This is a genomic window from Arthrobacter sp. efr-133-R2A-120, from assembly GCF_030209835.1.
Classification (GTDB): Bacteria; Actinomycetota; Actinomycetes; order Actinomycetales; family Micrococcaceae; genus Arthrobacter.
This window is the reverse complement of record NZ_JARVRF010000036.1, coordinates 104,646-127,230: the sequence shown is the minus strand read 5'-3', so window position 1 is coordinate 127,230 and position 22,585 is coordinate 104,646. Positions and strand designations below refer to the sequence as shown.

General features: G+C 64.4%; 26 protein-coding genes and 1 pseudogene. 13 read left to right on the top strand and 14 right to left on the bottom strand.

Annotated elements, in window-relative coordinates:
* Positions 1-20 precede the first annotated feature (20 nt).
* Positions 21-1,730 (top strand): phosphoenolpyruvate--protein phosphotransferase, encoded by a 1,710-nt coding sequence (gene ptsP / locus QRN52_RS16910; RefSeq protein ID WP_284754440.1) that lies wholly within the window; start codon positions 21-23, stop codon positions 1,728-1,730.
* A 33-nt stretch (positions 1,731-1,763) separates the two neighbouring features.
* Positions 1,764-2,042, top strand: a complete 279-nt coding sequence (locus QRN52_RS16905) for an HPr family phosphocarrier protein (RefSeq protein ID WP_059388405.1) — start codon at positions 1,764-1,766, stop codon at positions 2,040-2,042.
* A gap of 109 nt (positions 2,043-2,151) precedes the next feature.
* Here the strand turns inward: QRN52_RS16905 and QRN52_RS16900 are convergent, their stop codons facing one another.
* Positions 2,152-3,105 carry a DNA topoisomerase IB gene (locus tag QRN52_RS16900; RefSeq protein ID WP_284754437.1) on the bottom strand — a complete coding sequence of 318 codons (954 nt, stop codon included), beginning with the start codon at positions 3,103-3,105 and terminating at the stop codon, positions 2,152-2,154.
* 34 nt (positions 3,106-3,139) lie between these two features.
* Positions 3,140-3,619 carry a Dps family protein gene (locus tag QRN52_RS16895; RefSeq protein ID WP_284754436.1) on the bottom strand — a complete coding sequence of 160 codons (480 nt, stop codon included), beginning with the start codon at positions 3,617-3,619 and terminating at the stop codon, positions 3,140-3,142.
* Positions 3,620-3,948: 329 nt separating this feature from the next.
* On the opposite strand from QRN52_RS16895, the gene QRN52_RS16890 reads away from it, so the two are divergent.
* The 4 genes from QRN52_RS16890 (at position 3,949) to QRN52_RS16875 (ending at position 5,180) form a co-directional block, all read left to right on the top strand.
* The gene (locus QRN52_RS16890) at positions 3,949-4,119 is read left to right on the top strand and encodes a DUF2207 domain-containing protein (protein ID WP_139359614.1); all 171 of its coding nucleotides are present in this window, start codon (positions 3,949-3,951) and stop codon (positions 4,117-4,119) included.
* 95 nt (positions 4,120-4,214) lie between these two features.
* Entirely contained in the window at positions 4,215-4,391 is a 177-nt protein-coding gene (locus tag QRN52_RS16885) for a CsbD family protein (RefSeq protein WP_234754057.1), read from the top strand.
* Positions 4,392-4,457: 66 nt separating this feature from the next.
* Complete coding sequence (locus QRN52_RS16880) at positions 4,458-4,886, top strand: hypothetical protein (protein WP_284754435.1); 429 nt, start codon at positions 4,458-4,460, stop codon at positions 4,884-4,886.
* Between the two features lie 27 nt (positions 4,887-4,913).
* A complete protein-coding gene (locus QRN52_RS16875) occupies positions 4,914-5,180 on the top strand; it encodes a DUF7218 family protein (RefSeq protein ID WP_284754434.1) in 267 nt (88 codons plus the stop codon).
* A gap of 51 nt (positions 5,181-5,231) precedes the next feature.
* Here the strand turns inward: QRN52_RS16875 and ku are convergent, their stop codons facing one another.
* Positions 5,232-6,122, bottom strand: coding sequence for a non-homologous end joining protein Ku (ku, locus tag QRN52_RS16870; RefSeq protein WP_284754433.1), 891 nt, complete (start codon positions 6,120-6,122; stop codon positions 5,232-5,234).
* A gap of 38 nt (positions 6,123-6,160) precedes the next feature.
* On the opposite strand from ku, the gene QRN52_RS16865 reads away from it, so the two are divergent.
* Positions 6,161-8,704 (top strand): ATP-dependent DNA ligase, encoded by a 2,544-nt coding sequence (locus tag QRN52_RS16865; protein ID WP_284754432.1) that lies wholly within the window; start codon positions 6,161-6,163, stop codon positions 8,702-8,704.
* A gap of 86 nt (positions 8,705-8,790) precedes the next feature.
* On the opposite strand, the gene QRN52_RS16860 is transcribed toward QRN52_RS16865, so the two are convergent.
* The gene (locus tag QRN52_RS16860; protein WP_284754431.1) at positions 8,791-9,051 is read right to left on the bottom strand and encodes a hypothetical protein; all 261 of its coding nucleotides are present in this window, start codon (positions 9,049-9,051) and stop codon (positions 8,791-8,793) included.
* Between the two features lie 72 nt (positions 9,052-9,123).
* A complete protein-coding gene (locus tag QRN52_RS16855) occupies positions 9,124-9,351 on the bottom strand; it encodes a hypothetical protein (protein ID WP_284754430.1) in 228 nt (75 codons plus the stop codon).
* A 367-nt stretch (positions 9,352-9,718) separates the two neighbouring features.
* Between QRN52_RS16855 and QRN52_RS16850 the strand changes: the two genes are divergently transcribed.
* Entirely contained in the window at positions 9,719-10,507 is a 789-nt protein-coding gene (locus QRN52_RS16850) for a putative protein N(5)-glutamine methyltransferase (protein WP_284754429.1), read from the top strand.
* Between the two features lie 270 nt (positions 10,508-10,777).
* Positions 10,778-12,364 (top strand): MFS transporter, encoded by a 1,587-nt coding sequence (locus tag QRN52_RS16845; RefSeq protein WP_284754428.1) that lies wholly within the window; start codon positions 10,778-10,780, stop codon positions 12,362-12,364.
* A 10-nt stretch (positions 12,365-12,374) separates the two neighbouring features.
* On the opposite strand, the gene QRN52_RS16840 is transcribed toward QRN52_RS16845, so the two are convergent.
* Positions 12,375-12,863, bottom strand: a complete 489-nt coding sequence (locus QRN52_RS16840; RefSeq protein ID WP_284754427.1) for a hypothetical protein — start codon at positions 12,861-12,863, stop codon at positions 12,375-12,377.
* Between the two features lie 168 nt (positions 12,864-13,031).
* Here QRN52_RS16840 and QRN52_RS16835 point away from each other — a divergent pair, with 168 nt between their 5' ends.
* The 4 genes and pseudogenes from QRN52_RS16835 to QRN52_RS16820 all read left to right on the top strand — a co-directional run.
* A complete protein-coding gene (locus QRN52_RS16835; protein ID WP_284754426.1) occupies positions 13,032-13,751 on the top strand; it encodes a response regulator transcription factor in 720 nt (239 codons plus the stop codon).
* Entirely contained in the window at positions 13,748-15,115 is a 1,368-nt protein-coding gene (locus QRN52_RS16830; RefSeq protein WP_284754425.1) for a sensor histidine kinase, read from the top strand. The genes QRN52_RS16835 and QRN52_RS16830 overlap by 4 nt, the downstream gene beginning before the upstream one ends.
* 9 nt (positions 15,116-15,124) lie before the next feature.
* Entirely contained in the window at positions 15,125-15,526 is a 402-nt protein-coding gene (locus tag QRN52_RS16825) for a VOC family protein (protein ID WP_284754424.1), read from the top strand.
* A 218-nt stretch (positions 15,527-15,744) separates the two neighbouring features.
* Positions 15,745-16,626 (top strand): annotated as a pseudogene (locus tag QRN52_RS16820) (HNH endonuclease); the annotation flags it as partial.
* Here QRN52_RS16820 and QRN52_RS16815 read toward each other — a convergent pair.
* The 8 genes from QRN52_RS16815 to QRN52_RS16780 form a co-directional block, all read right to left on the bottom strand.
* On the bottom strand, positions 16,623-17,087 hold the full coding sequence (locus tag QRN52_RS16815; RefSeq protein WP_284754423.1) for a Clp protease N-terminal domain-containing protein: 465 nt from the start codon (positions 17,085-17,087) through the stop codon (positions 16,623-16,625). The pseudogene QRN52_RS16820 and the gene QRN52_RS16815 overlap by 4 nt on opposite strands.
* Before the next feature lie 7 nt (positions 17,088-17,094).
* Positions 17,095-17,298 carry a hypothetical protein gene (locus QRN52_RS16810; RefSeq protein WP_284754422.1) on the bottom strand — a complete coding sequence of 68 codons (204 nt, stop codon included), beginning with the start codon at positions 17,296-17,298 and terminating at the stop codon, positions 17,095-17,097.
* A 31-nt stretch (positions 17,299-17,329) separates the two neighbouring features.
* Positions 17,330-17,872 carry a GNAT family N-acetyltransferase gene (locus tag QRN52_RS16805; RefSeq protein ID WP_284754420.1) on the bottom strand — a complete coding sequence of 181 codons (543 nt, stop codon included), beginning with the start codon at positions 17,870-17,872 and terminating at the stop codon, positions 17,330-17,332.
* Positions 17,869-18,324, bottom strand: coding sequence for an SRPBCC family protein (locus QRN52_RS16800; protein WP_284754418.1), 456 nt, complete (start codon positions 18,322-18,324; stop codon positions 17,869-17,871). Before QRN52_RS16800 ends, QRN52_RS16805 begins: the two co-directional genes overlap by 4 nt.
* Positions 18,325-18,404: 80 nt before the next feature.
* Positions 18,405-19,898: a CoA-acylating methylmalonate-semialdehyde dehydrogenase gene (locus QRN52_RS16795; protein WP_284754417.1), complete on the bottom strand. Its 1,494-nt coding sequence runs from the start codon at positions 19,896-19,898 to the stop codon at positions 18,405-18,407.
* The gene (locus QRN52_RS16790) at positions 19,898-20,923 is read right to left on the bottom strand and encodes a Gfo/Idh/MocA family protein (protein WP_284754415.1); all 1,026 of its coding nucleotides are present in this window, start codon (positions 20,921-20,923) and stop codon (positions 19,898-19,900) included. The genes QRN52_RS16795 and QRN52_RS16790 overlap by 1 nt, the downstream gene beginning before the upstream one ends.
* Positions 20,920-21,807, bottom strand: coding sequence for a sugar phosphate isomerase/epimerase family protein (locus QRN52_RS16785; RefSeq protein WP_284754413.1), 888 nt, complete (start codon positions 21,805-21,807; stop codon positions 20,920-20,922). Before QRN52_RS16785 ends, QRN52_RS16790 begins: the two co-directional genes overlap by 4 nt.
* A complete protein-coding gene (locus QRN52_RS16780) occupies positions 21,804-22,583 on the bottom strand; it encodes an SDR family oxidoreductase (protein ID WP_284754411.1) in 780 nt (259 codons plus the stop codon). The genes QRN52_RS16785 and QRN52_RS16780 overlap by 4 nt, the downstream gene beginning before the upstream one ends.
* Between the last annotated feature and the right edge of the window lie 2 nt (positions 22,584-22,585).

The following is a 22,585-nucleotide window of genomic DNA, read 5'->3' as shown; positions in this document are numbered from 1 at the left end:
GCGAAGTAGAGGACTAATCCATGCAGACCTTTTCAGGTGTAGGCGTTGCCCCGGGGCGTGTTCTGGGGCCGGTGCGGCAGATGCCGAAGCCGGTGCAAGAGCCCCGTGAGAACGTCAATATTCCTGCGGACGTTACCGCCGAATCGCAGGGCCAGCGCATCAAGGATGCCGCCAAGGCCGTGCAGGCGGAACTCCGTGCCCGAGCCGCGACGGCGTCCGGCGAAGGCAAAGAGGTCCTGGAAGCAACAGCCCTGATGGCCGCCGATCCCATGCTGGTGAAATCGGCCATCAGGCTCCTCTCCCCCGAGGCCCCGGGCGGCGCACGCACCGCCGAGCGGGCCATCTGGGAGGCAGCAGCCACGGTTGCCGATTCGTTGAAGGCCCTCGGCGGCTACATGGCAGAGCGCGTGGCCGATGTCCTGGACGTCCGCGCCCGCATCGTCTCTGAACTGCGCGGACTGCCCGCGCCGGGAATCCCGGCGTCGGACGTTCCGTTCATCCTGGCCGCCGAGGACCTCGCCCCGGCAGACACCGCCACCCTGGACCCCGCCAAGGTGATCGCCCTGATCACCTCGAGCGGCGGCCCGCAGTCCCACACCGCCATCCTGGCCCGCGCCCTCGGCCTGCCCGCGATCGTCGCCGCCCCTGGTGTCGACGAGATCGGGGACGGCACCGAGGTCTACCTCGACGGTGCTGCCGGCACCATCATGGTTGACCCCGGCGAGGAACTTCGCCTTGCGGCCAAGGCTTGGGCCACCCAGGCGTCCACCGTCGCCGCCTTCAGCGGGAGCAACGTCATGGCCGACGGGTTCCGGGTTCCGCTGCTCGCCAACGTAGGTACGGGTGCCGACGCCGTCAAGGCCGCCGACGCCGGTGCCGAGGGCGTCGGTTTGCTGCGCACCGAATTCTGTTTCCTGGATCGCGACGACGAACCCACAGTCGAGGAGCAGATCGCCGCCTACGGCGCCGTCTTCGCGGCATTTCCGGGCAAGAAGGTGGTGGTCCGAACCCTCGACGCCGGCGCGGACAAGCCCCTCCCTTTCCTCACCAACGCGGACGAGCCCAACCCTGCGCTGGGCGTCCGCGGCTACCGCACCGACCTGACCTCCCCGGGCGTCCTCGAACGCCAGCTGGCGGCGATCGCCGCGGCAGAGGCTGCCAACCAGGCCGAAGTGTGGGTCATGGCTCCCATGATCTCCACGGCCGAGGAAGCAGCGCATTTCGCAACCCTCTGCTCCGCCGCTGGTTTGAAGACCCCGGGTGTCATGGTTGAAGTCCCGTCGGCTGCCCTGACCGCAGCCTCCGTGCTGCGCGAAGTCAGCTTCGCCTCGCTCGGGACCAACGACCTCACCCAATACGCGATGGCCGCGGACCGCCAACTCGGCCCTCTCGCCACTCTCAACGACCCCTGGCAGCCGGCCGTGCTTCAGCTCGTGAAGCTGACCGCCGACGGCGCCGCTGCCGCCAGCTCGGGCGGCAACCTCCGGCCGGTGGGAGTATGCGGCGAGGCAGCCGCGGACCCCGCCCTCGCCGTCGTACTCGTTGGACTGGGCGTCGCGACGCTTTCCATGAGCGCCCGCGCCCTGGCTGCCGTTTCCGCTGTCCTGGCAACCGTCACCGTGGCGCAGGCCCAACAGCTCGCGACGACGGCGCTGTCCGCCCCGAGTGCATCCGCCGCGCGCCAAGCCGTTCGCGCCCAGCTGCCTATCCTGGACGAGTTGGGTCTCTAGACTTTCCCCAAGCCCACAATCGAAGGAGCAACAATGTCCGAACGTACCGCCACCATCGCCAGCCGCGTCGGCCTGCACGCACGCCCGGCAGCCATCTTCGCCGAAGCCGCCGGCGAGCTGGACATCGAGGTCACCATCGCCCGCGAAGGCGAGCCCGCCGACGACGCCATGGATGCCGCGAGCATCCTCTCCCTGATGAGCCTCGGAGCTTCATTCGGCGACGTCGTTGTCCTGCGTGCCGAAGGTGCCGGGGCCGACGAAGCCCTGGACCGCCTCGTGAAGATCCTCGAAACGGACCACGACGCCGAGTAACCCCACTGAGCATGCTCTCCCTTGGCACTGAGGGATGGACAAATTCCTACTATGTCCAGACCTCGCAGCCAGCGGGGAGCATGCTCTTTTGTTTTTCAGGGCAAATTATTCAGGGTAATGACGCCAGATAGGCCGCAACATCCGACTCGCTGGCCCTGAGCTGTTCGAGATCGCCGGCCAGGAATCCCTCCACGAGGCGCGGATCGACGTACGCTGCCCTCGCCACTGTTGGCGTGTTGCCAAGTAGTTCGGCGGTTTGCTTGATGGCCTCGAGGACTCGCTGGCGGGCCGACACTTTCGAAGCGGGGCCAGCGAGCGCCATACCGGCCGCCGCAGTGCCTTTCCAGGTGCGTAAGTCCTTGGCTGTGTAGTCGCCGCCTGTGATGTCACGAAGGTACTCGTTGACCATCACGGCATTCAGCGAGACCCGGCCGTCACCCTCCTGGAAGACCAGCAGGGGTTCCTTGCCGGGCCTACCTGCCAAGGGTCCCAGGAATCGGGCCAGCACAGGGTCCTCGATGATGGAATCCCAGGTTTGACCGCTTTTCCCCGGGAAATGCAGGGAAACCGCATCCCCGTTGACCTTCACGTGCTTGCACCTCAGCGTGGTGAGGCCGTATGAGCCGTTGCGTCGCGTGTAGCCATCGGATCCAACGCGCAAGGCGCCGAGGTCCATGAGCCGCACGGCCGCGGCCAAAGTTTTGGTCTTCTCCGAAGATGACTCCCGCAGATGCCGGGAGACCATACGGCGCACCTGTGGCAGGAGGGTTCCGAGGCGCGCGGCCCGGGCGAACTTTTCAGTATCCTGGCGGGCCCGCCACTCCGGGTGGTAGATGTATTGGCTCCGGCCGGCGTCGTCCACTCCCATTGCCTGGATATGTCCGTTCTCGAACGGACATATCCAGACGTCGGCCCAGGCCGGGGGAATCGCCAGCGCGTCAAGGCGCTTGCGCTCCGCACCCGAGACAAGCGATCCGTCCGGGCGGTGGTAACTGAATCCGCGGCCGGACTTTCGTCGGGAAATGCCCGGGGTGCCGGGTTTGCTGCGGCGGAGCCGTGGCATACCCGTGGCGCCGTTCGCCTACGTTCCCGGGTTTCTAGGCTTCCTGTGGGTCTGCCACGGACGCACTGGCTGACATGGTCTCTGCGCTGACCATCCAGGCGAGCTGCTCCAAACGGGCAATAAACGCGTGGAGGAGATCCGCCGTCGTGGGGTCTTCTTTGTCTACTTCGTCATGGACATCACGCATGGTCTGGACCGTCCGCTCCAGGCGGTCGGTGATCAGCTTCACGGCGTCCTTGGTTTTGGTCAGCCCCGCAGGGAATTGCTCCAGCCTGGTTGAGGCGGCGATGGTGGTGCTCCGGCCATCGGGAAGGGCATGGAGCGCCCGCATCCGTTCGGCGGTTTCGTCGGCGAACTCCCGGGCGGCTGCGACGAGTTCGTCAAGCTGCAGGTGCAAGTCCCGGAAATTGGGGCCGACAATGTTCCAATGGGCCTGTTTTCCCTGGAGCTGGAGTTCAATGAGATCCGTCAGGACCAGCTGAAGATTATCTGCCAGAGTTTGCGATGCTTTCACGTTTTCTCCTCCTAGACGACCATCCGAAGCGGGCGCCGGAAACCGGCGCACGACCTTCCGTTTAGCCTACGACTAAACCCAAAAATCTTTGTAAGCGTACTTAGTACTTGATTTGATAAGGGTGCTTAGTAGTACCATGGAGGAAGTCGGTACCGGTTCGTACCGGATGAAAACCCCGAAAATCCGGGGCGGTATCGCTACAGCAAGACCTTGCAGGGGCCTGGGGGCCTGGCGGGGAACAACGGTTCGCAAGCGAACCAATAACCGAATACATCGCAAGGGACCCGGGCGCTTGCCGGCGGTCCCGCTGAAGTAAGGAATGTGTCATTGTGAACACTCTTCTGATCATTGCAGGCGTTGTGGCAATCGTTCTTCTGCTCGTCGGCGGATTCTCGCAGGCCGTGAGCTGGCTCCTCTGGGTCGGCGTGGTCCTCCTGATCGTCGCGGCCATCGGCTGGCTCCTCAGCTTCATGTCCGGCCGCAGGTCACACGGCGTTTGACCGACAACAGCGCGTAGGACGCCTGGCCCCATCGGCCGGGCCCAACACCGCTCGGCGGAATGAAGTAAATCCATTACCAGCAAAGGAGTACGTCCATGGGTGCAGATGACAAGATCCAGAACGCCGGAGAAAAGCTTGCAGGCAAATCCAAGGAAGCGGCTGGAAAGCTGACGGGTAACGAGAAGCTCGAAGCCGAAGGCAAGATGGATCAAAGCAAGAGCGACCTGAAATCGGCCGGCGAAAAGGTCAAGGACGCTTTCAAGAAGGACTAAATCCGCTCGAAGTGCGGCTTCCGCCTCGCGCGGGAGCCGCACTTCCCGGTTCAAGGAGTTAAGTCGATGCCGACTATCGCTGACCCGATTGTTCCCAATGGCGCGCCCCACCCCAGAGCGGAACGAATCTGGTGTGGCAATTGCCGCACAGCCGAGTACGTGATCCTCGACTCCATCGAGCCCCTCAAACCGCCGGTGGCAGAGCTCGTGGATGTCACTTACACCTGCGTGGAATGCGATAGATTCTATGCCCATGCCGCGACATTCCAGGACGTCGCGGCCATCCTGAACCAGCGAGGCACGGTATCAGGCGTGCTTCAATTCGGCGGGGAATACATCCATTGCGGCGAACCCATGAAGATTTCAGGAACCGGATTCCACAGCGTGTATGCTCCGATGTCCACTGAGGACCCCGCTGTCGACCTTCTCGACGTGTACCTCGCGACAAAGGTGTTGCAGTGCCGCTGCGGGTTCCGGATGGAGCTTCCGTCCTAGCGAGGATCTTGACCGTAGGAGGAACGCATGCCCAACAAGAAGAATCCCAGCCTCAAGGATCCGGAACTCTACGAAACCCTCCGGGAGGATGGCGCCTCGAAGGAAAAGGCGGCCAGAATCTCGAATGCCGCAGCCAAGGAGGGCCGCAAGGAAATCGGCCACCGAGGAGGCAAGTCGGGCGACTACGAGGACTGGACCGTGCCCCAACTGAGGTCCCGGGCCAAAGAGCTGGGGCTCACAGGGTATTCAGGCAAGAAGAAAGCCGAGCTGATCTCGGCGTTGCGAAACCACTAGGCCATCCAAGGGGACATGTCCCCTTTTCGCGGGGCGCACGACGGCGGCGCGTCAGGCTTTCTTGACCCTCGCCCTGGGCTTGCTCGCCGCCTTTGTGGTGGCGCCGTCGTCGGACTCTTCGGTGGACGACGCAGCAGACGATCCGCTGGCCGCTTTGCCGCGCTTCTTATCGAGACTCCGTTTGAGGGCTTCCATGAGGTCGATGACCTCGCCGCCTTCCCCTTCGCTGGCTGCGACACCGAACGTCTCCTCGGTGTCGATGGAATCGCCCTTTTCGAGTTTGGCAGCGATGAGTTGGCGTAATTGAACTTGGTAGTTGTCGGTGTATTGCTCGGGCTCGAAGTCGCGCGCCATGGAGTCCACCAGTGCGGCGGACATCTCCAGCTCCTTGTCCGAGATCTTCACGTCCGTTTCCAGCGACGGGAAGTCGGCTTCGCGGACCTCGTCGTCCCAGAGCAGGGATTGCAGCATCAGCACGTCGCCGCGTACCCGCAGCGCGCCCAGCCTGGTCTTCTGCCGGAGGGCGTACTGCACAATCGCGACGCGCTCGGTGTCCTGCAGCGTGCGCAGAAGCAGCATGTAGGCCTTGGGCGACTTGGAATCCGGCTCGAGGTAGTAGGGCCGCTCGTACATGATGGGATCCAGTTGCTCGGCCGGAACGAACTCCACTACCTCGATTTCGCGGCTGTTCTCCGCGGGCAGCGACTTCAAATCGGCCGCGGAGAGCACCACGGTGCGGCCTTCCTCTTCGTAGGCCTTGTCGATATCCTCGTAATCCACAACAGAGGCGCAGATTTCGCACTTCCGTTGGTAACGGATGCGGCCTCCGTCCTTGTTGTGGACCTGGTGGAGACTGACATCGTGGTCCTCGGTGGCGCTGTAGAGCTTGACAGGTACGTTGACCAGCCCGAACGCGATAGAACCCTTCCATATGGCCCTCATGCACTAAGTGAACATCACAAGAAGGCGGAGGTGAAGAGGTGGCAACCAGCCAAAAGGAGCGCGTCAACGTTGAAGGCCATGAATTGACGCTCACCAACCTGGGCAAAATCATCTACCCGGAGACTGGCACCACCAAGGCCGAAGTGCTCGAATATTACGCCGCCGTGGCCCCGTTCCTGATCCCCGCTGCCGCGAACCGGCCCGCCACCCGGAAGCGCTGGGTGCACGGAGTAGGGACCACCTCGGATCCCGGGCCGATGTTCTTCCAGAAGAATCTGGACGACTCCACGCCGCCATGGGTTCCCAGGGTCACCATCCAGCATAGGGAACACAGCAACGTTTATCCGCTCGTCAACAACCTTGCCACGCTCACCTGGCTGGCCCAGATTGCCGCGTTGGAAATCCACGTGCCGCAATGGCAAGTGGACGCCGACGGGACCATGTTGCCGCCGGACCGCCTTGTCCTGGACCTCGATCCGGGTCCCGGCACAGGCCTTCCCGAATGCGCCGAAGTCGCCAAGTTGGCTCGCAGCATCCTGCAGGACATCGGACTTGATCCGGTTCCGGTGACGAGCGGCAGCAAGGGGATCCATCTTTACGCGGGCCTGGATGGCACCCGCAAATGGGAGCAGGTCTCCGCGTTCGCCCACGAATTGGCGCGCTCGCTCGAGGCCGACCATCCGGACCTTGTGGTCAGCGACATGAAAAAGACCCTGCGCAACGGCAAAGTCCTGGTGGACTGGAGCCAGAACAGCGGGAACAAGACCACCATCGTCCCGTACTCCCTCCGCGGTCGGGCCCACCCCATGGTCGCCGCCCCGAGGACGTGGCGGGAACTCGCCTCCCCCAAGCTCGAGCATCTCGACTTCACAGCCGTCATGAAGCGCGTCAAGGAGGGAAAGGACCCGTTCGCCGCGGTGGCGGCAGCCAAGAACGACGACGACGGCGGCTCACCCGGTGCGGCCGGCGTCAGCACCGCCGCAGTCGCAAGCACCGCCGTCGCGGCCACCGCCGTGAACCCGCGGCTGGCCAGCTACGTGGACAAGCGCGATCCGCAGCGGACGCCCGAACCGTTTCCCGCCGTCGGACACCAACCCGGTTCGCGTCCCCTCCAGGCCGACGCGGAACCCAATCCGCCCGGCGGAATCTTCGTCATCCAAGAGCATCACGCCCGACGTTTCCACCTGGATTTCCGGCTGGAACACAACGGCGTCCTGGCGTCCTGGGCCTTGCCGCGGGGCGTGCCGGACACTCCGGACAAGAACCATCTCGCGGTGCGGACGGAGGACCACCCCATGGAGTATGCGCAATTCGCGGGCATCATTCCGAAGGGCGAGTACGGTGCCGGGACGGTCAGCATCTGGGACAGCGGCGAGTTCGAGTGCGAAAAATGGCGCGACGGCAAGGAAGTCATCGCCACCCTCACCGGCAAACCCGGCGGCGGATTGCACGGCACCCGCCGTTTCGCTCTCATCCACACCGGGGAGTCGCCGTCGCAGTGGCTGATCCACCTGATGAAGGACAAACCGGGCCACCGGGCGGTGCTGTTGCCAGACTCCCGGCCGCAATCAATCGGGACCCCCAGCTACGCACCCATGCTCGCAACATCCGGAACAACCGCCGACGTCTCCTCCGGCGACTGGCTGTTTGAGCTCAAATGGGACGGTTTCCGGGCCATCGTTTCAGGTTCGGGCGGCAAGATCAGGTTGACCAGCCGCTCGGGGATCGACATGACACCTACGTATCCAGAACTGGCGGATCCGCGCTATTGGCCGGATCACGACTTCGTGGCAGACGGGGAAATCGTCGCACTCAGCAAGAACGGCCGGCCCAGCTTCGAGTTGCTCCAAAAGCGGATGAACCTCTTCAAACCCGGCGACGTCGAACGCGCCCGGGCCGCGGTCCCCGTGCACCTCATGGTGTTCGATCTCCTGTACGACGCCGGGTCCCACGGCAACGCCGAAAAAGGCAGTACCGAAAAAGGCGGCGCCGACCTCACCTCCCTGCCACTCAGCGAGCGCCGGGACCGGTTGGCGGCGTTCCGTGCCAAGCTCCCGGCCAAGGGCTCCCCTATCCATGTATCGGAGGTTCTTGAGCATGACCTCGACGACATCCTGGCGAGCGCCGAGGAGCTTGGCCTGGAGGGGGTCATGGCCAAGCGCGCGGATAGCCGGTACCAGCCGGGGCGGCGCAGCAGGTCCTGGATCAAGCTCAAGTTGGAACGCACACAGGAAGTGGTGGTGGGTGGCTGGCGGCCCGGCGCCGGGGCGAGGCTGGGGACCATTGGCGCGTTGCTCGTGGGAATTCCCGACGGCGACAAGCTCCGCTACGCGGGACGGGTAGGCACCGGGTTCAAGGACTGGCAACTGCGAGACATCCTGAAGCGCATGCAGGGGCTCGATCGCCCGGACTCACCTTTCCATGACATCCCGGCCGAGGACGCCGCCACCGCGCACTGGGTTTCGCCCGAACTCGTGGGAGAGGTGACGTTCGGCGATTGGACCGGCACCGAGCGGATGCGCCATCCCGTCTGGCGAGGATGGCGCACCGACAAGTCCCCCGACGACGTCGAGCGCGCCTAGCTCCCCGACCAATCCAGCGAAACGGAAAATGCCCTGCGCCACCGGAATTCCGGTCTCGCAGGGCATTTTCCGTGTCGAAGGTGTTCCTAAGAGGAGTGTGGCATCTGGGGTCGGCTGGTGCGGTGGACCGCTGTGACCGCCGCCTGCTGGCCCGCGCGGCCGTGGTTGGCGCCGCGGTCCTTGGGGTGCTTGGTCTTGCCGCTACCGTCTGGCCAAGCCTGTCCTTGGGTCGAACCCAGTGCCATGGCCACAGTTGCCGGGGCCGGCATGGGCGCCTTGTCCATGGACTCGACCAGATGGCTGGCCACCTCGGAGTTGATTTGTTGCGCAACGTGCTTCGCAGCCATTGTTCTTCCTTTCTGCATTGAAACGAAGGGATTTTCCATACTAGGTGGGAGCTGTCCGCTTGTCTGCAGGTTCTACCAGCGGACTTTCTTCTCGGACTTGGCCAGCTTGCCACTCGCTTGAGTGGGCTTGTGTCCTTTTCCGGTGCTTTGCCAGCTGTTAGCTGCCCCGCCACGGGATTTGCTGGCTAGCATCTCCTTCTGCGCGTCAGTCAGTTTCGATCGGACACCGGCAGCCGGTGCGTCGGTTTCCTGCGCTACTGGTTCCTGCCCGGCGTCGGTTTCGGGTGTGTTCGGTGTCATGCAGTGGACTCCTTAAAGCTCTTGATTTGCCTGAGGAGGTATCGGGACGCGATGTCCGCTGCGAGACTCTGGGTCTAGTGAAAGCAACAGGAACGGCGCGGAGGCGAAGCCTCAACAGGCATGGATTTTTGTCGGATCAAAACTCAGCGGCATCGGCAAGGGTCGGCAGTGCCTTGACGGCAGCTGCGACGAACCAGGACCCGCTGGTCTATTCAAAAATCAGTGTTCCCATGCACCCACCCTAGACACTCCTGGCCGTGTTTGTGAACCCCGGCTTTTGTCGAAGCCGTTTCACGCATGGCCCCCACCTACGCTCTCGGCTAGCATAGCCCGGAGAGCACCCCTCGGTGTCCCGAAAGGCTCTCCCATGTCAGCACCCACGTTCCAGCCTTCCCATTCCGCCGTCACAGCACGGCTCCGTTCTGCCGGTTGCGTCTTCGCCGAAGACGAGGCCCGCCTCCTGATCGCCGCGGCGCGCGCTCCGGAGGACCTTGACCGCTTGGTCGAACAACGCGTCTCGGGATTACCCCTTGAATACCTCCTGGGCTGGGCCGAGTTCTGCGGCCAACACATTGCGGTGGATCCCGGAGTCTTCGTCCCCCGCCGCCGCACGGAGTACCTCGTCCAGGAGGCGGCCCGCGCCGCCAGGCCGGGCGCCGTCGTCGTCGATCTTTGCTGCGGTTCGGGTGCCGTGGGCGCCGCTTTGGCTGCCGCGGTGGGCGGCATCGAGCTTCATGCGGCCGACGTCGACCCCGCTGCGGTCCGCTGCGCCCGCCGCAACATCGGGCCGGACAGCGGACAGGTGCATGAAGGCGATCTCTATTCGGCACTGCCGGAGACTCTTCGCGGCCGGGTCGACGTCCTGGTGGCCAACGCCCCCTACGTCCCTACTGACTCGATCGGGATGATGCCGCCGGAGGCCCGATTGCATGAACCGCGGGTGGCGCTCGACGGCGGCGCGGACGGTTTGGACGTGCAGCGCAGGATCGCAGAGGAGGCTCCGTCATGGCTGGCTCCCGGGGGTCGGCTGCTTATTGAAACGAGCGTACGGCAGGCCCCGACGACGGCGGCCCTGTTCGGGCACGCGGGGCTGTCCGCGCGGGTGGTCCATTCCGAAGAATTCGATGCCACGGTGGTGCTCGGAAAACTACGGTAAACCCACCAAAAATGATCAGCAAACTGTGCGTTTCGAGGACCCTGACCAAAAATTTTGGTTCCGCAGTCCTGGAGCACGCCAAAATCCGCGTGATTCCGGGGCTTTAGGGGGCGCATGGATGTCAGACATTTGCGCCGAAAATGGGCCGGAATGGCCCCGGAATTCAGACTCCGACTCTCAGTTTCGACGAATCTCGCGTAAAATCGAAACCCTGCCCAGAGCGGAGCAGCTGTATGTCGCAAGCAAATGATCTCCCTAGGAGAAACCCAAATGCCCACAGACCGAAGCATCACCGACTCTTCAGCAGGCGCTAGGAACGCCGCTGCAACGAGCAAGACCGCACCACGCGGTGCCTCAAAATTGAAACTTCCAACACGCCGTCGACTCAAGGTATCCGACGTCAACGTCGTTGACCAGCCCATGCTGAAAAAAGCACTCGGCGGCACGATCGTCGGCAACACCATGGAATGGTACGACGTCGGCGTGTTCGGCTACCTCATCACAACGATGGGGCCGGTCTTCCTGCCCGAGGCCGACAAGTCCGTGCAGACCCTGTTCCTGCTGGGAACATTCGCCGCGACCTTCGTGGCACGGCCGCTCGGCGGCGTCGTCTTCGGCTGGCTGGGTGACAAGGCGGGCCGCCAAAAGGTGCTCGCCACAACACTCTTGCTGATGGCGGCGAGCACCTTCGCCGTCGGACTCCTGCCCGGATACGCACAAATCGGCATCTGGGCAGCCGCATTGCTCGTCATCCTGAAACTCATCCAGGGCTTCTCGACGGGCGGCGAGTACGCCGGCGCCACCACGTTCGTGAGCGAATACGCTCCCGACAAGCGCCGCGGCTTCTTCGCGAGCTTCCTGGACATGGGCTCGTACATCGGCTTCGCCCTTGGCGCGGCGCTCGTGTCCATCCTGCAGCTCACCATCGGCCAATCGGCCATGGAGGACTGGGGCTGGCGCTTGCCGTTCCTCATCGCGGGTCCGCTCGGCGTCATCGCCGTATACTTCCGTAGCAAGATCGAGGAATCACCCCAGTTCCAGGCCACCTTAGATGCCCAGGAAGCCCTCGCCGCGGACGCCGCAGCGGGCGACGCCGCAGTGGCCAAGGGCCCTATCGGCATCGTCAAGGCTTACTGGCGCCAGATCATCCTCGCCATGATCCTTGCCGCAGCCGCCAACACGGTGGGCTATATGCTGACTTCCTACATGCCCACGTACCTGACCGACTCCAAGGGCTACGACCCCGTTCACGGCACGCTCCTGACCATCCCCGTGTTGGTCGTCATGTCAGTCTGCATCCCGCTGACGGGCAAGCTCTCCGACCGGATCGGCCGCCGGCCCGTACTGTGGATCGGCGCGGTCAGCACCGTCGTGTTCGCCGTCCCGGCCTTCCTGCTGATCGGCATCGGCGACATTTGGTCCACGCTTGCCGGTTTGGCCCTGATCGCCTTCCCGGTCACGTTCTACATAGCCAACCTCGCCTCCGCGCTTCCGGCGCTGTTCCCGACGTCGAGCCGTTACGGGGGAATGGGCATCGCCTACAACTTCTCCGTAGCGATCTTCGGCGGCACCACGCCGTTCATTGTCGCCGCCTTGATCCAGGGCACCGGCAACGACATGATGCCTGCGTATTACCTCATGGGCACGTCCGTGGTTGGCGCGATCGCCATCTACTTCCTGCGTGAATCCGCGCAACGCCCGCTCCCGGGCTCCATGCCGAGCGTGGACACCCAGGCCGAGGCTCACGAGCTCGTGGCAACCCAGGACACCAACCCGTTGATCGACCTGGACGAAATGCCGTTCGACGACGGCACGCCCGTAGCAGCGGAGCCGGACCGGGACCCGGTTCCGGCCTAGGGCTTGTCCTTTACGCCTTGCGGTCGGCTTTCTGCTCTTGCATCCGCTTTGCCTCTGCCTGGATCTTCGGGCCGTAGCCGCCGTTCAGTGCGGTGTCCCGGATGTGGGTGGCTTTCGCGACCCGGTCGCCGTCGGCCGCATCCTTCAGCGCTTTCAGGTCCGCCTGCAGCGCGGCTGGAAGTTTTGCGGCCAGCTTCGGGCGCTTGTCCAGGATGAACGTGGCGATCTTCGCGGCGCGCTGGCCGTAGTTGGGCTTGCTGCTGTCACCGTTCACGAAGAACCGCAAGCTGGCCGCCAGCGGATGCCGCCCGAGAGCCGTTTTGGCCGCGACGGAAGCCGTCGCGGCCGTCGCGGTCGGCTGGGAGGTGGCTGCGTTTGCGGCAAGCATCCCACCGCCCAGCAGGAGGCCTGCTGCCAAAACACCGACGACGGCGGTGCGGGCCTTGGTGCGCTTGCGGCCCTCAGCGGGGGTACTGGAGCTCGGGGTGGTCTTGTTCATGATCCGTGTCCTTTGTTCCGGCCGGCGGTCGATCCGCCAGCGCTCTTCACCACACTCTGGTCCGGCCGCATGAACTGACTGTTCGGCCAATGTTCGAGGAATGTAAAACCGTCCCCGGCGGCCGACAACGAGGCTCCAAGGGCTCCCTCCTTGCTGTTGAATGGACGCATGGAAGACAGCCGCGGATTGGTGCTGATTGCCGAGGATGAGCAGGCAATTGCCGATATCCAGCGCCTCTATCTGGGCCGCGCGGGTTTCGGGGTGCACGTTGAGCGGGACGGGATTTCCGCGCTGGCACAGATCAGGCGGCTCAGACCGGTCGCAGTGATTCTCGACGTCGGCCTGCCCGGTATGGACGGGATCGAGCTCTGCAGGCAACTGCGGCAAGCAGAGGACTGGACGCCGGTACTGTTCGTCACTGCCCGCGATGAGGAGGTGGACCGCGTCCTTGGCCTGGAATTGGGCGCGGACGACTATCTCACCAAGCCGTTTTCGCCCTCCGAACTGGTCGCCCGGGTGAAGGCGGTCCTGCGCCGGACCGAAGGAACCCCACGGTCCAGACCATTGGTGCTGGGCAGCGTCGAACTGGACCCGCTGAACCGGACAGTACGCGCAGGTGCCGAAGACCTCACGCTGACCGCCACCGAATTCGACCTCCTCGCGTATCTCATGGCCCAGCCCGGCAGGGTCTTTTCCCGTGAGCAACTCCTGTCCGCCGTGTGGGGGCAGGCCAGTTATGCCGCCGGACGGACCGTGGATGTGCACATCGCGCAACTCCGCGCGAAGCTCGGCGGGCACTCCCCTATCGCGACGAGCCGCGGCGTCGGCTATTCGGCCTCAGCTCCCCAAACATCCGGGCCCCGCCCCGGCGCCGGGGGAGCCACGTGAGGCGATGGTTCGGCACACTGGCCGGGCGCACGACGGCGGTGATCGCCGCCGTCGCGACTGTCGCCGTCGTGCTCGCCGGCATTCTGGCCGCGCAACTGGTCAACGCCACGGCGGTGGACGAAGCCAAGAAGTACCTCGCGGTCGAGGCCGATTCCCTGAGCAAGCAGTCAAGCCTTGGAAGCCTGCAGGACCTGCGCGCGGATCTGCTCACGCACGGCGCGAGGCTCGCGCAAATCAGCACCGACGGCCGCGTAACAGGCGGCGGGGCGAGGCTCGTGGATGCGAAGACCGTGGCGGATGTATTGGCCGGAAAGCCGGTATCCAGGACGGTGGACGGTCCGCAGAACACTGTGGTCCTCGAGGCCCGGCCCTTGACGGCCGGCGGAGGCGTGGTGCTGGCGCAGCCCGTGTCCGAAATCCGCGCGGCCGCCGCTCCCCTGTTGAGCCGCATGCTGATCGCCCTCGCCGTCTGCCTCGTGTTCGCCATCGTGGCCGGCGGCCTGTTGGCGCAATGGCTGAGCCGCCCGCTGGTGCGCACGGCATACTCGGCCCATCGGCTCGCAGCCGGAGAACGATCCGTGACCGTGGCACCCGGCGGCCCGGCCGAAGTGGTGGAGGTTTCACAGGCGCTGGAGGCCCTCGATGCAGCGCTCCGGACCAGCGAGGGCCGCCAACGCGAGTTCCTGCTCTCCATTTCGCATGAAATCCGGACACCCCTGACCGCGCTGCGCGGCTACGCCGAGGCGCTTGCCGATGGCGTGGTCAGCGGAGACGACGTGAGCGGGGTCGGACGGACGCTCGTTGTCGAAACCAACCGTCTGGACCGTTTTGTCCGCGATCTCCTGGAATTGGCACGGCTTGAGTCCGATGATTTCCGGGTGGAACTGCAGCCCGTGGACGCATCCCTGATCCTGCGCGAGAGTTGGCAGGCATGGCAGGCGGTGTGCATCCAGAACGGCATAGTTGGACGGCTCGAACTGCCTCTTGGGCCGTTGCCGGTCAGCAGCGATGGCCAGCGGCTGCGCCAAGTGGTGGACGGTTTGCTGGAAAACGCCTTGCGCGTGACACCTGAAGGCTCTCCCGTTGTGCTCGCCGCGTACCTTTCCGGCAGCGCGCTCACTGTGGAAGTGCGCGACGGCGGGCCTGGCCTCACGGAGGCGGACGCCGCCGTCGCGTTTGAACGCGGCGCGCTCTTTGCCAGATACAGCGGACAACGGCCTGTTGGAAGCGGGCTGGGTTTGTCCATCGCCGCAAGGATCGTGCAGCGGATGGGTGGCCGCATCAGTGTGCGCGCTGCGCCTGAGGGTGGCGCGGCATTTGTGGTGGAGTTGCCAGCCATTCCGGCGGACTCCCGGCAAAAGTAGACTCTGCGCATGGCTGATGTTCCAGTGGGTTCGCTGCACCACGTAGAGATCTGGGTGCCTCACATCGCGCGGGCGCAGGAAGAGTGGGGCTGGCTGTTGGCCGAATTGGGCTACGAACAATTCCAGGAGTGGCCCGAGGGCTGCAGTTGGAAACTCGGAGGCACGTACATCGTGATCGAACAGTCCACGGCGCTCACGGGAAGCACTCACCGGCGGACGGAGCCCGGGCTCAACCACCTCGCCTTCCATGCAGGGACGAGGGAGAACGTGGACCGGCTCCGGGAGCTCGGCGCGGACTCAGGCTGGTACGAGATGTTCGAGAGCAAATATCCCCACGCCGGCGGGGCCGACCACTACGCCGCCTATCTGGTGAATACCGACGGATACGAGGTAGAGCTAGTGGCGGGGTAGCTTTCTCGGCGGGGAGGGGACCGACGTTCGGCCGATTTCCGGGTTTTTCGGCGGGCAGGTGTTCTTTGACCTATTACTGTCAGACCCCCTGGAATGCTTTGGTTATGGCCGGGAACCGGGGAACACAGCTGATCGGCTCGAGCGCGCCGTCCGGCGGCGCGGGTCCGGATACTGCTGTCCCGTGCGTCCAAATAGAGGAAATACTCGGCGCCGTGAGCTCACTCCGGCCCGGCTCCGACAGCACCGAACTGATAAACCAGTTGCGTGCCCTTGAGGACTTGAAGTCCGCGGCCGCTGCTGCGCAGGCCCGGATCGCCGGAGACACACGCACCCGGGGACAGATCATGGCCGACGCCCTCGTCGAACGCACCACCGGCACCCCCGGCGGTATTTGCGGGGTTGAAGTCCAGCTCGTCATGACCGACCGCACCCTGTTCCAAGGCGAGAGCGAACCGGCCAGGCTCCCCGGCTACGGCATCGTCCCCGCCGCTTGGGCACGGACACTCCTCACCGGGAACCAGGGCCAAGCCGGTCCCGGCCAGCCCCGCCATGGAGCGTCTGCCCAGGACCAGCCCGGGAACAGCCAAACCGAACCCGGCGAGGATCAGGACCTGAAGGTCTTGCTGCGGCGTCTCTACACCGCCCCCGGAACCGGAGAACTTGTCGCCGTCGATTCGCGGGCGCGCTTATTCCCGGCAGGCATGCGGCGCTTCATCCAGGCCCGCGACGACACCTGCCGGACCCCCTACTGCGACGCACCGATCAGGCACTTCGACCACATCATCCCCTGGCACCACGGAGGACCCACCACCCTGGCCAACGGCGCGGGCCTGTGCGAAGCATGCAACCACACCAAGGAACTCCCCGGCTGGACAGCACAAACCGGAGCAGCAACAACCCAGCACGGGACACGGCACGTCTTCGACATCAGCACCCCAACGGGACACCACTACCGATCAACAGCCCCACCCCTGCCAGGCTTCCACCTGTCCGCAGCCAGCCAGGTGACCAGCAATTCACCCGGCGCGGACCCACCCGCCACGACGGAACACTACTTCGGGGACCTGTACTACAGGCGCCTGCAACGACAGCCGGCCTAGGATCCCGGATTCTGGAGCCGGGCCTTCAGTGCCGCCGTGTCCACGCCCAGCTTATTGAGCAGGACGGCGGCCGGATCGGGTTCGTGCCGTTCCAGCAGTGCGAGCAAGAGGTGCCGGGTGGTGATCCTGCGGGCCTTCTCCCGGGTGGTCAGTACCAAGGAGTCTTGAATTACTGAGCGGGCGGCCGACGTGAAGGTGGTTCGGCTGCTTCCCTTGGGCGCATCCAGCGGGCCGAAGTCCCCCAACGTGATGCCCACGGCTTCCAGCGCCTGCTGGTCGAGGGTGTCGAGCTGGGCGCGGGCAGATTCGAGGTCCGTCTCCAAAGTCCGGCAGCTCTCTGGGTCGTGGAGCAATCCCAGCAGCAAATGGTCGGTGCCGATTCTCCGGTCTCCACGGCGTTTGGCTTCCTCGGCGCCAGCATGGACAGCAGTTCTTGCTTCGCCGGCAAATCGTTCAAACATGGCAGACTCACTTTCCGTATTTGGCGTGGACCGACTGCTTGGAGACGCCCAAGGCATCACCGATTTGCTCCCAGGACCAACCCTGCTCCCGCGCGAGGGCTACGTTGGTGGCCTCGACTTTTTCGGCCAGGCGATGCAGGGCACCGACGGCGCGGAGGCCAATTGCCGGGTCCGTCGCCCGGATGTGGGAAGTCAGCTCATCACCATTCATGCTGTCAGTTTGAACTGACAGCATGAGCCTGTCAATACAGACTGACGGAATCTTCCTGAAGGGGGATTGACCTGACGCGCCGCCGCATCGCGATCCTCGGCCAACGACTCATGCCGACCAAACCCTCGCACTCCAGGATGCCCCTGAGTCCGTCCTCTAACATCTCCGGGCCCAGCTCCTCGAAACCAAGCCTGCGATAGTACGGCGCATTCCACGGAACATCACGGAAAGTGGTCAGGGTCAGCCAGTCCAGCCCCTCGGCGTGCGCCCACTTCTCGGCAACGTCGAGCAGCTCGCTCCCGAGACCTCGCCGCGCATGCGATGGGTGGACACTCAACTGCTCCACGTGTGCGTTGCCGTCGAGGTGCTCAATCAGAAGATAGGCCACGGGAACATCTGACGCGTCGGCAAAGACAAAGGCACCACCGCGCGCCTGGTAGAGAGCCATTTCCGTGACGGTTAATGGCTCGTCGTCTGCGATGGCGTCCATTCCACAGGAGCGGAAGATCTCCCCCGCGGCGAATTCGATCCCCCGGAGCCGTTCCAGTTCGTCCGCGCGGGCCGTCCTGATCATGCGGCGGCACCGTTGCGGACGAGATATTCGTTGCGCAGTTCGATGAGGTTCTGCAGGTATCGCCCCAGGAAAGCTTTCTCCGCAAACCGGCCCACGACGCCGAAAGGCGCCGCGAACTCGACACGATCGATCATGAGCGTGCCGCCGTCGTCGGGAATGAACTCGTGCACGTGCCGGAAGAAGCGAAAGGGGCCCCGCACTTGCTCGTCCGTAAATGAATCGGGAAAGCGAAACCGGGTGATGCGGCTGCTCATCCTCAGGGGGACAGCGAAATGCCAAGCCAGCCAGGTGACCTCGTCGCCTTCCGAGAGCAGCCCCGACACGACGCCGGCAACCGCACGTTCCCGGGACTTGGCCATGGAGCCGACGTGCGCGTCGACGTTGCGGGCGAGATCGAAGAGCTCCCCGGGTTCCATTCCGATATGCGTACGGCATGTGAACGACACAGTCATGCTTCGATCCTGCCACCGTTTCGCCCGGCCCACGTGACGGCTGCGCTGCAGCCAGCGCAGCCGTCACCGAGCCGTACGCCTCAGTTCGACGGAAAGTTGTACGAAGCTCCCGAAGCGTGGGCCGACTCGGGCCAGCGGGAGGTGATGACCTTGCCGCGGGTGTAGAAGGACACGCCCTCGGGGCCGTAGATGTGCTTGTCCCCGAAGAGCGATGCCTTCCAGCCGCCGAAGGAGTAGTACGCCACCGGAACTGGCAGCGGCACATTGATGCCGATCATTCCAACGTCCACTGAACGTTGGAATTTCCTGGCAGACGCTCCCGAGGAGGTGAAGATCGCCGTGCCGTTGCCATAGGGGTTGGCGTTGATGAGCCTGATGCCTTCGTCCAGGTCCTCCACCCGCACCACCACCAGGACAGGTCCGAAGATTTCCTCCCGGTAGGCGCTCATTTCGGTCTTGACGTGGTCGATCACGGTGGGGCCTACCCAGAAACCGTCCTCGTGGCCGGGGACCACAAGGTCGCGGCCGTCCACGACCATCGCCGCGCCGGCCTGCTCTGCTTCGCTCACCGTCTTGACGATGAACTCGCGGGATTCGGGGCTGATCACGGGACCCATGTCCGCGTCGGCGTCGGTGCCGTTCTTGACCTTGACGTCGAGGGCACGCTCTTCGACCTTCTTGACCAACAGATCGGCGGCATCGCCGACGGCGACCGCAACAGAGATTGCCATGCAGCGCTGGCCGGCGGAACCGAACGCCGCGGCGGCCAGGTGGTCGGCGGCGTTGTCGAGGTCGGCGTCGGGCATCACGATCGCGTGGTTCTTCGCGCCGCCCAGTGCCTGGACCCGCTTGCCGTGCGCCGTCGCCACTTCCAGGATGTGCTTCGCGACAGGGGTGGAACCCACGAAGGAGATGGCGTCCACGTCCGGGTGCGTCAGGAGCCCGGAGATGACATCGCGGTCTCCGTGGAGGACCTGGAACACGCCGTCCGGCAGGCCTGCGTCCTGGAACAGCTTGGCCAGCAGCATCGCGGCCGAGGGCACGCGGTGCGAAGGCTTGAGGATGAAAGCGTTGCCCGTCGCGATCGCCATCGGCGCCATCCAGAGCGGCACCATGACCGGGAAGTTAAAGGGCGTAATGCCCGCGACGACGCCGACGGGCTCGCGGAACGAGAAGACGTCGATCCCGGTGGAGACCTGGTCCGAGTACTCACCCTTGAGCAACTGCGGGATGCCGCAAGCGAACTCGATGACCTCCAGGCCACGGCCGATCTCGCCCTTGGCGTCGTTGAGGACCTTGCCGTGCTCGGCGGTGATCAGGGCCGCGAGTTCGTCCACATGCGAGGCGACGAGCTCACGGAACTTGAACAACACGGCAGTGCGCTTGGCCAGCGAAATGTCGCCCCAGCTTGCAGCGGCTTTCTTTGCGGCGGCAACGGTGGCGTCCAGATCAGCCAGGTTGGCGAGGCGAAGCTCGGCCGTCACGGCACCCGTGGCCGGGTTGTAGACGGGCTTGGTGCCGGTTCCGCTGCCCGCGGTCTCGGCTCCGCTGATGAAGTGGTTGATGATGGTCATTACTGCTCCTGTAGTAGGTGGTGCTCCACGGCATGTACGTCGTTGACATCCCGCGGCAAGCCGGTGGCGAGTGATTCCTGGAGCGCCAGGCGGACGGCCAGGTTCTGTTCGGTCAATTCCCTCTGGACGAGTTCGGGTCCGGAGTTGCGCACCCACGCGCTGAACCGTTCGATCTCCGTCTTGAACGGGTCTTCCCCGATGTCGACAGACTCGCTCCGGCCGTCGCGGAGGGACACGGTAACTCGGGCAATTTCGCCCGGGTCCGGGTCGAAGGCCTTGTCCAGGGTGATGTGGCCTTTCGTGCCGATGATCTGGAACGTGTTGGTGCGGGGGCCTTCGAAGCCGCAGTCCAGTGTTCCCAGGACGTCCCCATAGTCCAGGATCGCGGCCATGGTCGTTTCCACTGGGTCCGTGCGGCTTGTGCCTTTGCCGTAGACGGTTTGTGGCGCGCGGCCCATGACCATGTTCATGATGTCGACGGCGTAGCATCCGACGTCGTTGAGCGCGCCTCCGTCCATTCCCGGCTGGAGGCGGACCTCGCCTTCGCTTCGGTCCATGACGAAGTGGAAGCGGGCGTGCATGGACACCAACTCGCCGATCTTGCCCGAGTCGATGAACTCACGGACCTTCTGGTGCTGGGGGTGGAAGCGGTACATGAACGCTTCCATCAGGTTCACCCCGTTGCGTTCGCAGGCTTCCAGCACCCGGCGGTAGTCGTGGGTGTTGGCGACGAGCGGCTTCTCGCAGAGGATGTCCTTTCCCGCCTCGGCGGCCGCAACAATCCAGTCGGCGTGCAGCGAGTTGGGGAACGGCAGGTAGACGGCTTCGATGCTTGGATCGGCGAGCAATTCCTCGTGCGAAGAATATGCGGCCGGGATACCGAAGCGCTCTGCAACCTCGTGTGCTTTTCCGTTCGGGCTGCTGATGGCCGATGCCACGGCGTTCCGGGCGCGGCTCATGGCGGGCAGGAACCTGCCCTGGGCGATCCGTGCCGTGGTCAGCACTCCCCAGCGGACCGCGCTCATCGCTCGATTTCCGTTTCGAGTTGACGCAGGAAGGCCACGGACTGCCGGACATCCTGGACCGGGCCGTCGTCGATAGGTTCGGCGTCGAGGATGGTGTCCTGCTCCATGGTGAACCAGCCCTCGTAGCCGGCATCCAACAGGTCCCGGACGATTCCGGCAATGCCGACATCGCCTTGACCCAGCGGCACGTACATCCCTGATTTGACGCCGTCGGTGTAAGAAATTTCCCCGGCCTGGACCCGCTGCGCGACGGCGGTTCGCACGTCCTTCAGGTGGGTGTGGCCGATACGGGCTGCGTAGCCGCGGACGAGCAACGCCGGATCAGTGCCGCCGATGAGCAGGTGGCCAGTGTCCAGGCAAAGGTTTGCTGCGGTGTCGTTCAAGACCCGGTCAACATCCGAGGTGCTCTCGATCATGGTTCCGACGTGCGGGTGGACCACCGCCTGGATACCTTTGTCAGCGGCGGCCTTGACCACGGCGTCGAGGTTCCTGCCAAACAGCTCCCAGCCTTCGGCGTCGAGCTCGTGGCGCTGATCGTAGCCTGCGACGCCGGTCTCCGCGGCGAGGACCATGACGCTGGCCCCCGCAGCTTCGTAAGCATCCAACTCAGCCGACACAACATCCAAGGGGTTCTTGGACGGATCGTGCAGGATGACGGGGAAGAAGCCGCCGATGGCCTGCAGGTTGTGCCGCTTCAGCACGTCCGCGCGTTGGGCGGCCTGTTCGGGGAGGAACCCTGCGGGGCCGAACTCGGTGGCGCTGATGCCCAGGGCGGTCATTTCGGACAAGACCCTGTCGGCCTCAAGCTGGTGGCCCCAACCGGGGACTTCACAGACGCCCCAGGAGATGGGTGCTGCGGCAAGGCGCTTGGTGATGGTGCTCAATCTGATCCTCCGTATACGTTTTGGTCCCAGTCGATGACCGAGCCCGTGACAACACCGCTCCTGTCGGAGAGGAGAAAGACAATGAATTCGGCGATCTCGTCCACTTGTCCGAGCTTTCCCATGGGAACGGATGCGTTGGCTTTTTCGAGCCAGTCCTCCCCTGCGCCGTGGAATTTCTTCTGGGTTTCGGCTTCGCCGTCCGTGGCGGTCCAGCCGATGTCGAGCCCATTGATGCGGATCTTGTCCCAACGGTGGGCATGCGCCGCGTTGCGGGTTGCTCCGGCCAGGCCGGCCTTGGCCGCCACATACGGCGCCAAGTACGGCTGCCCGCCGAGTTCGGCGATGGAGATGACGTTCACGATGCTTCCTGGCACACCCCTGCTACAAAGGTGCTTGATGGTTTCGGCCATGATGAAGAACGGCGATTTCAGGTTCACCGCGATGTGCGCGTCGAAAAGCTCGGGCGTGGTGTCCAGCATGGTGCCGCGGGTGGTCAGTCCGGCAGCATTGACGGCGCAGTCGAGTTGCCCGAAGACGTTGATCGTCTCAAGCACCGAGTTCCGGGCCTGTTCGACGTCGGCGAGGTCGGTTTTAATGAACCGGGTTTCGACACCGGATGCTGTGATCTCCGCGGCGAGCCGTTCACCCGAGTCCGCGTTCCGCCCGGTGATCGCAATCCCGGCCGCACCTTCGGCGGCTGCGCGTCGTGCGACGCCGGCCCCCAAACCTTGGGTGCCTCCGCTGATAAGGACCACTTTGTCTTGGAGAAGTGGCATGG

Coding starts and splice junctions, on each gene's coding strand:
- ptsP (WP_284754440.1), top strand. CDS start 21: ATGCAGACCTTTTCAGGTGTAGGCGTTGCCCCGGGGCGTGTTCTGGGG.
- QRN52_RS16905 (WP_059388405.1), top strand. CDS start 1,764: ATGTCCGAACGTACCGCCACCATCGCCAGCCGCGTCGGCCTGCACGCA.
- QRN52_RS16900 (WP_284754437.1), bottom strand. CDS start 3,105: ATGCCACGGCTCCGCCGCAGCAAACCCGGCACCCCGGGCATTTCCCGA.
- QRN52_RS16885 (WP_234754057.1), top strand. CDS start 4,215: ATGGGTGCAGATGACAAGATCCAGAACGCCGGAGAAAAGCTTGCAGGC.
- QRN52_RS16880 (WP_284754435.1), top strand. CDS start 4,458: ATGCCGACTATCGCTGACCCGATTGTTCCCAATGGCGCGCCCCACCCC.
- QRN52_RS16875 (WP_284754434.1), top strand. CDS start 4,914: ATGCCCAACAAGAAGAATCCCAGCCTCAAGGATCCGGAACTCTACGAA.
- ku (WP_284754433.1), bottom strand. CDS start 6,122: ATGAGGGCCATATGGAAGGGTTCTATCGCGTTCGGGCTGGTCAACGTA.
- QRN52_RS16860 (WP_284754431.1), bottom strand. CDS start 9,051: ATGGCTGCGAAGCACGTTGCGCAACAAATCAACTCCGAGGTGGCCAGC.
- QRN52_RS16855 (WP_284754430.1), bottom strand. CDS start 9,351: ATGACACCGAACACACCCGAAACCGACGCCGGGCAGGAACCAGTAGCG.
- QRN52_RS16850 (WP_284754429.1), top strand. CDS start 9,719: ATGTCAGCACCCACGTTCCAGCCTTCCCATTCCGCCGTCACAGCACGG.
- QRN52_RS16845 (WP_284754428.1), top strand. CDS start 10,778: ATGCCCACAGACCGAAGCATCACCGACTCTTCAGCAGGCGCTAGGAAC.
- QRN52_RS16840 (WP_284754427.1), bottom strand. CDS start 12,863: ATGAACAAGACCACCCCGAGCTCCAGTACCCCCGCTGAGGGCCGCAAG.
- QRN52_RS16835 (WP_284754426.1), top strand. CDS start 13,032: ATGGAAGACAGCCGCGGATTGGTGCTGATTGCCGAGGATGAGCAGGCA.
- QRN52_RS16825 (WP_284754424.1), top strand. CDS start 15,125: ATGGCTGATGTTCCAGTGGGTTCGCTGCACCACGTAGAGATCTGGGTG.
- QRN52_RS16815 (WP_284754423.1), bottom strand. CDS start 17,087: ATGTTTGAACGATTTGCCGGCGAAGCAAGAACTGCTGTCCATGCTGGC.
- QRN52_RS16810 (WP_284754422.1), bottom strand. CDS start 17,298: ATGAATGGTGATGAGCTGACTTCCCACATCCGGGCGACGGACCCGGCA.
- QRN52_RS16805 (WP_284754420.1), bottom strand. CDS start 17,872: ATGATCAGGACGGCCCGCGCGGACGAACTGGAACGGCTCCGGGGGATC.
- QRN52_RS16800 (WP_284754418.1), bottom strand. CDS start 18,324: ATGACTGTGTCGTTCACATGCCGTACGCATATCGGAATGGAACCCGGG.
- QRN52_RS16795 (WP_284754417.1), bottom strand. CDS start 19,898: ATGACCATCATCAACCACTTCATCAGCGGAGCCGAGACCGCGGGCAGC.
- QRN52_RS16790 (WP_284754415.1), bottom strand. CDS start 20,923: ATGAGCGCGGTCCGCTGGGGAGTGCTGACCACGGCACGGATCGCCCAG.
- QRN52_RS16780 (WP_284754411.1), bottom strand. CDS start 22,583: ATGCCACTTCTCCAAGACAAAGTGGTCCTTATCAGCGGAGGCACCCAA.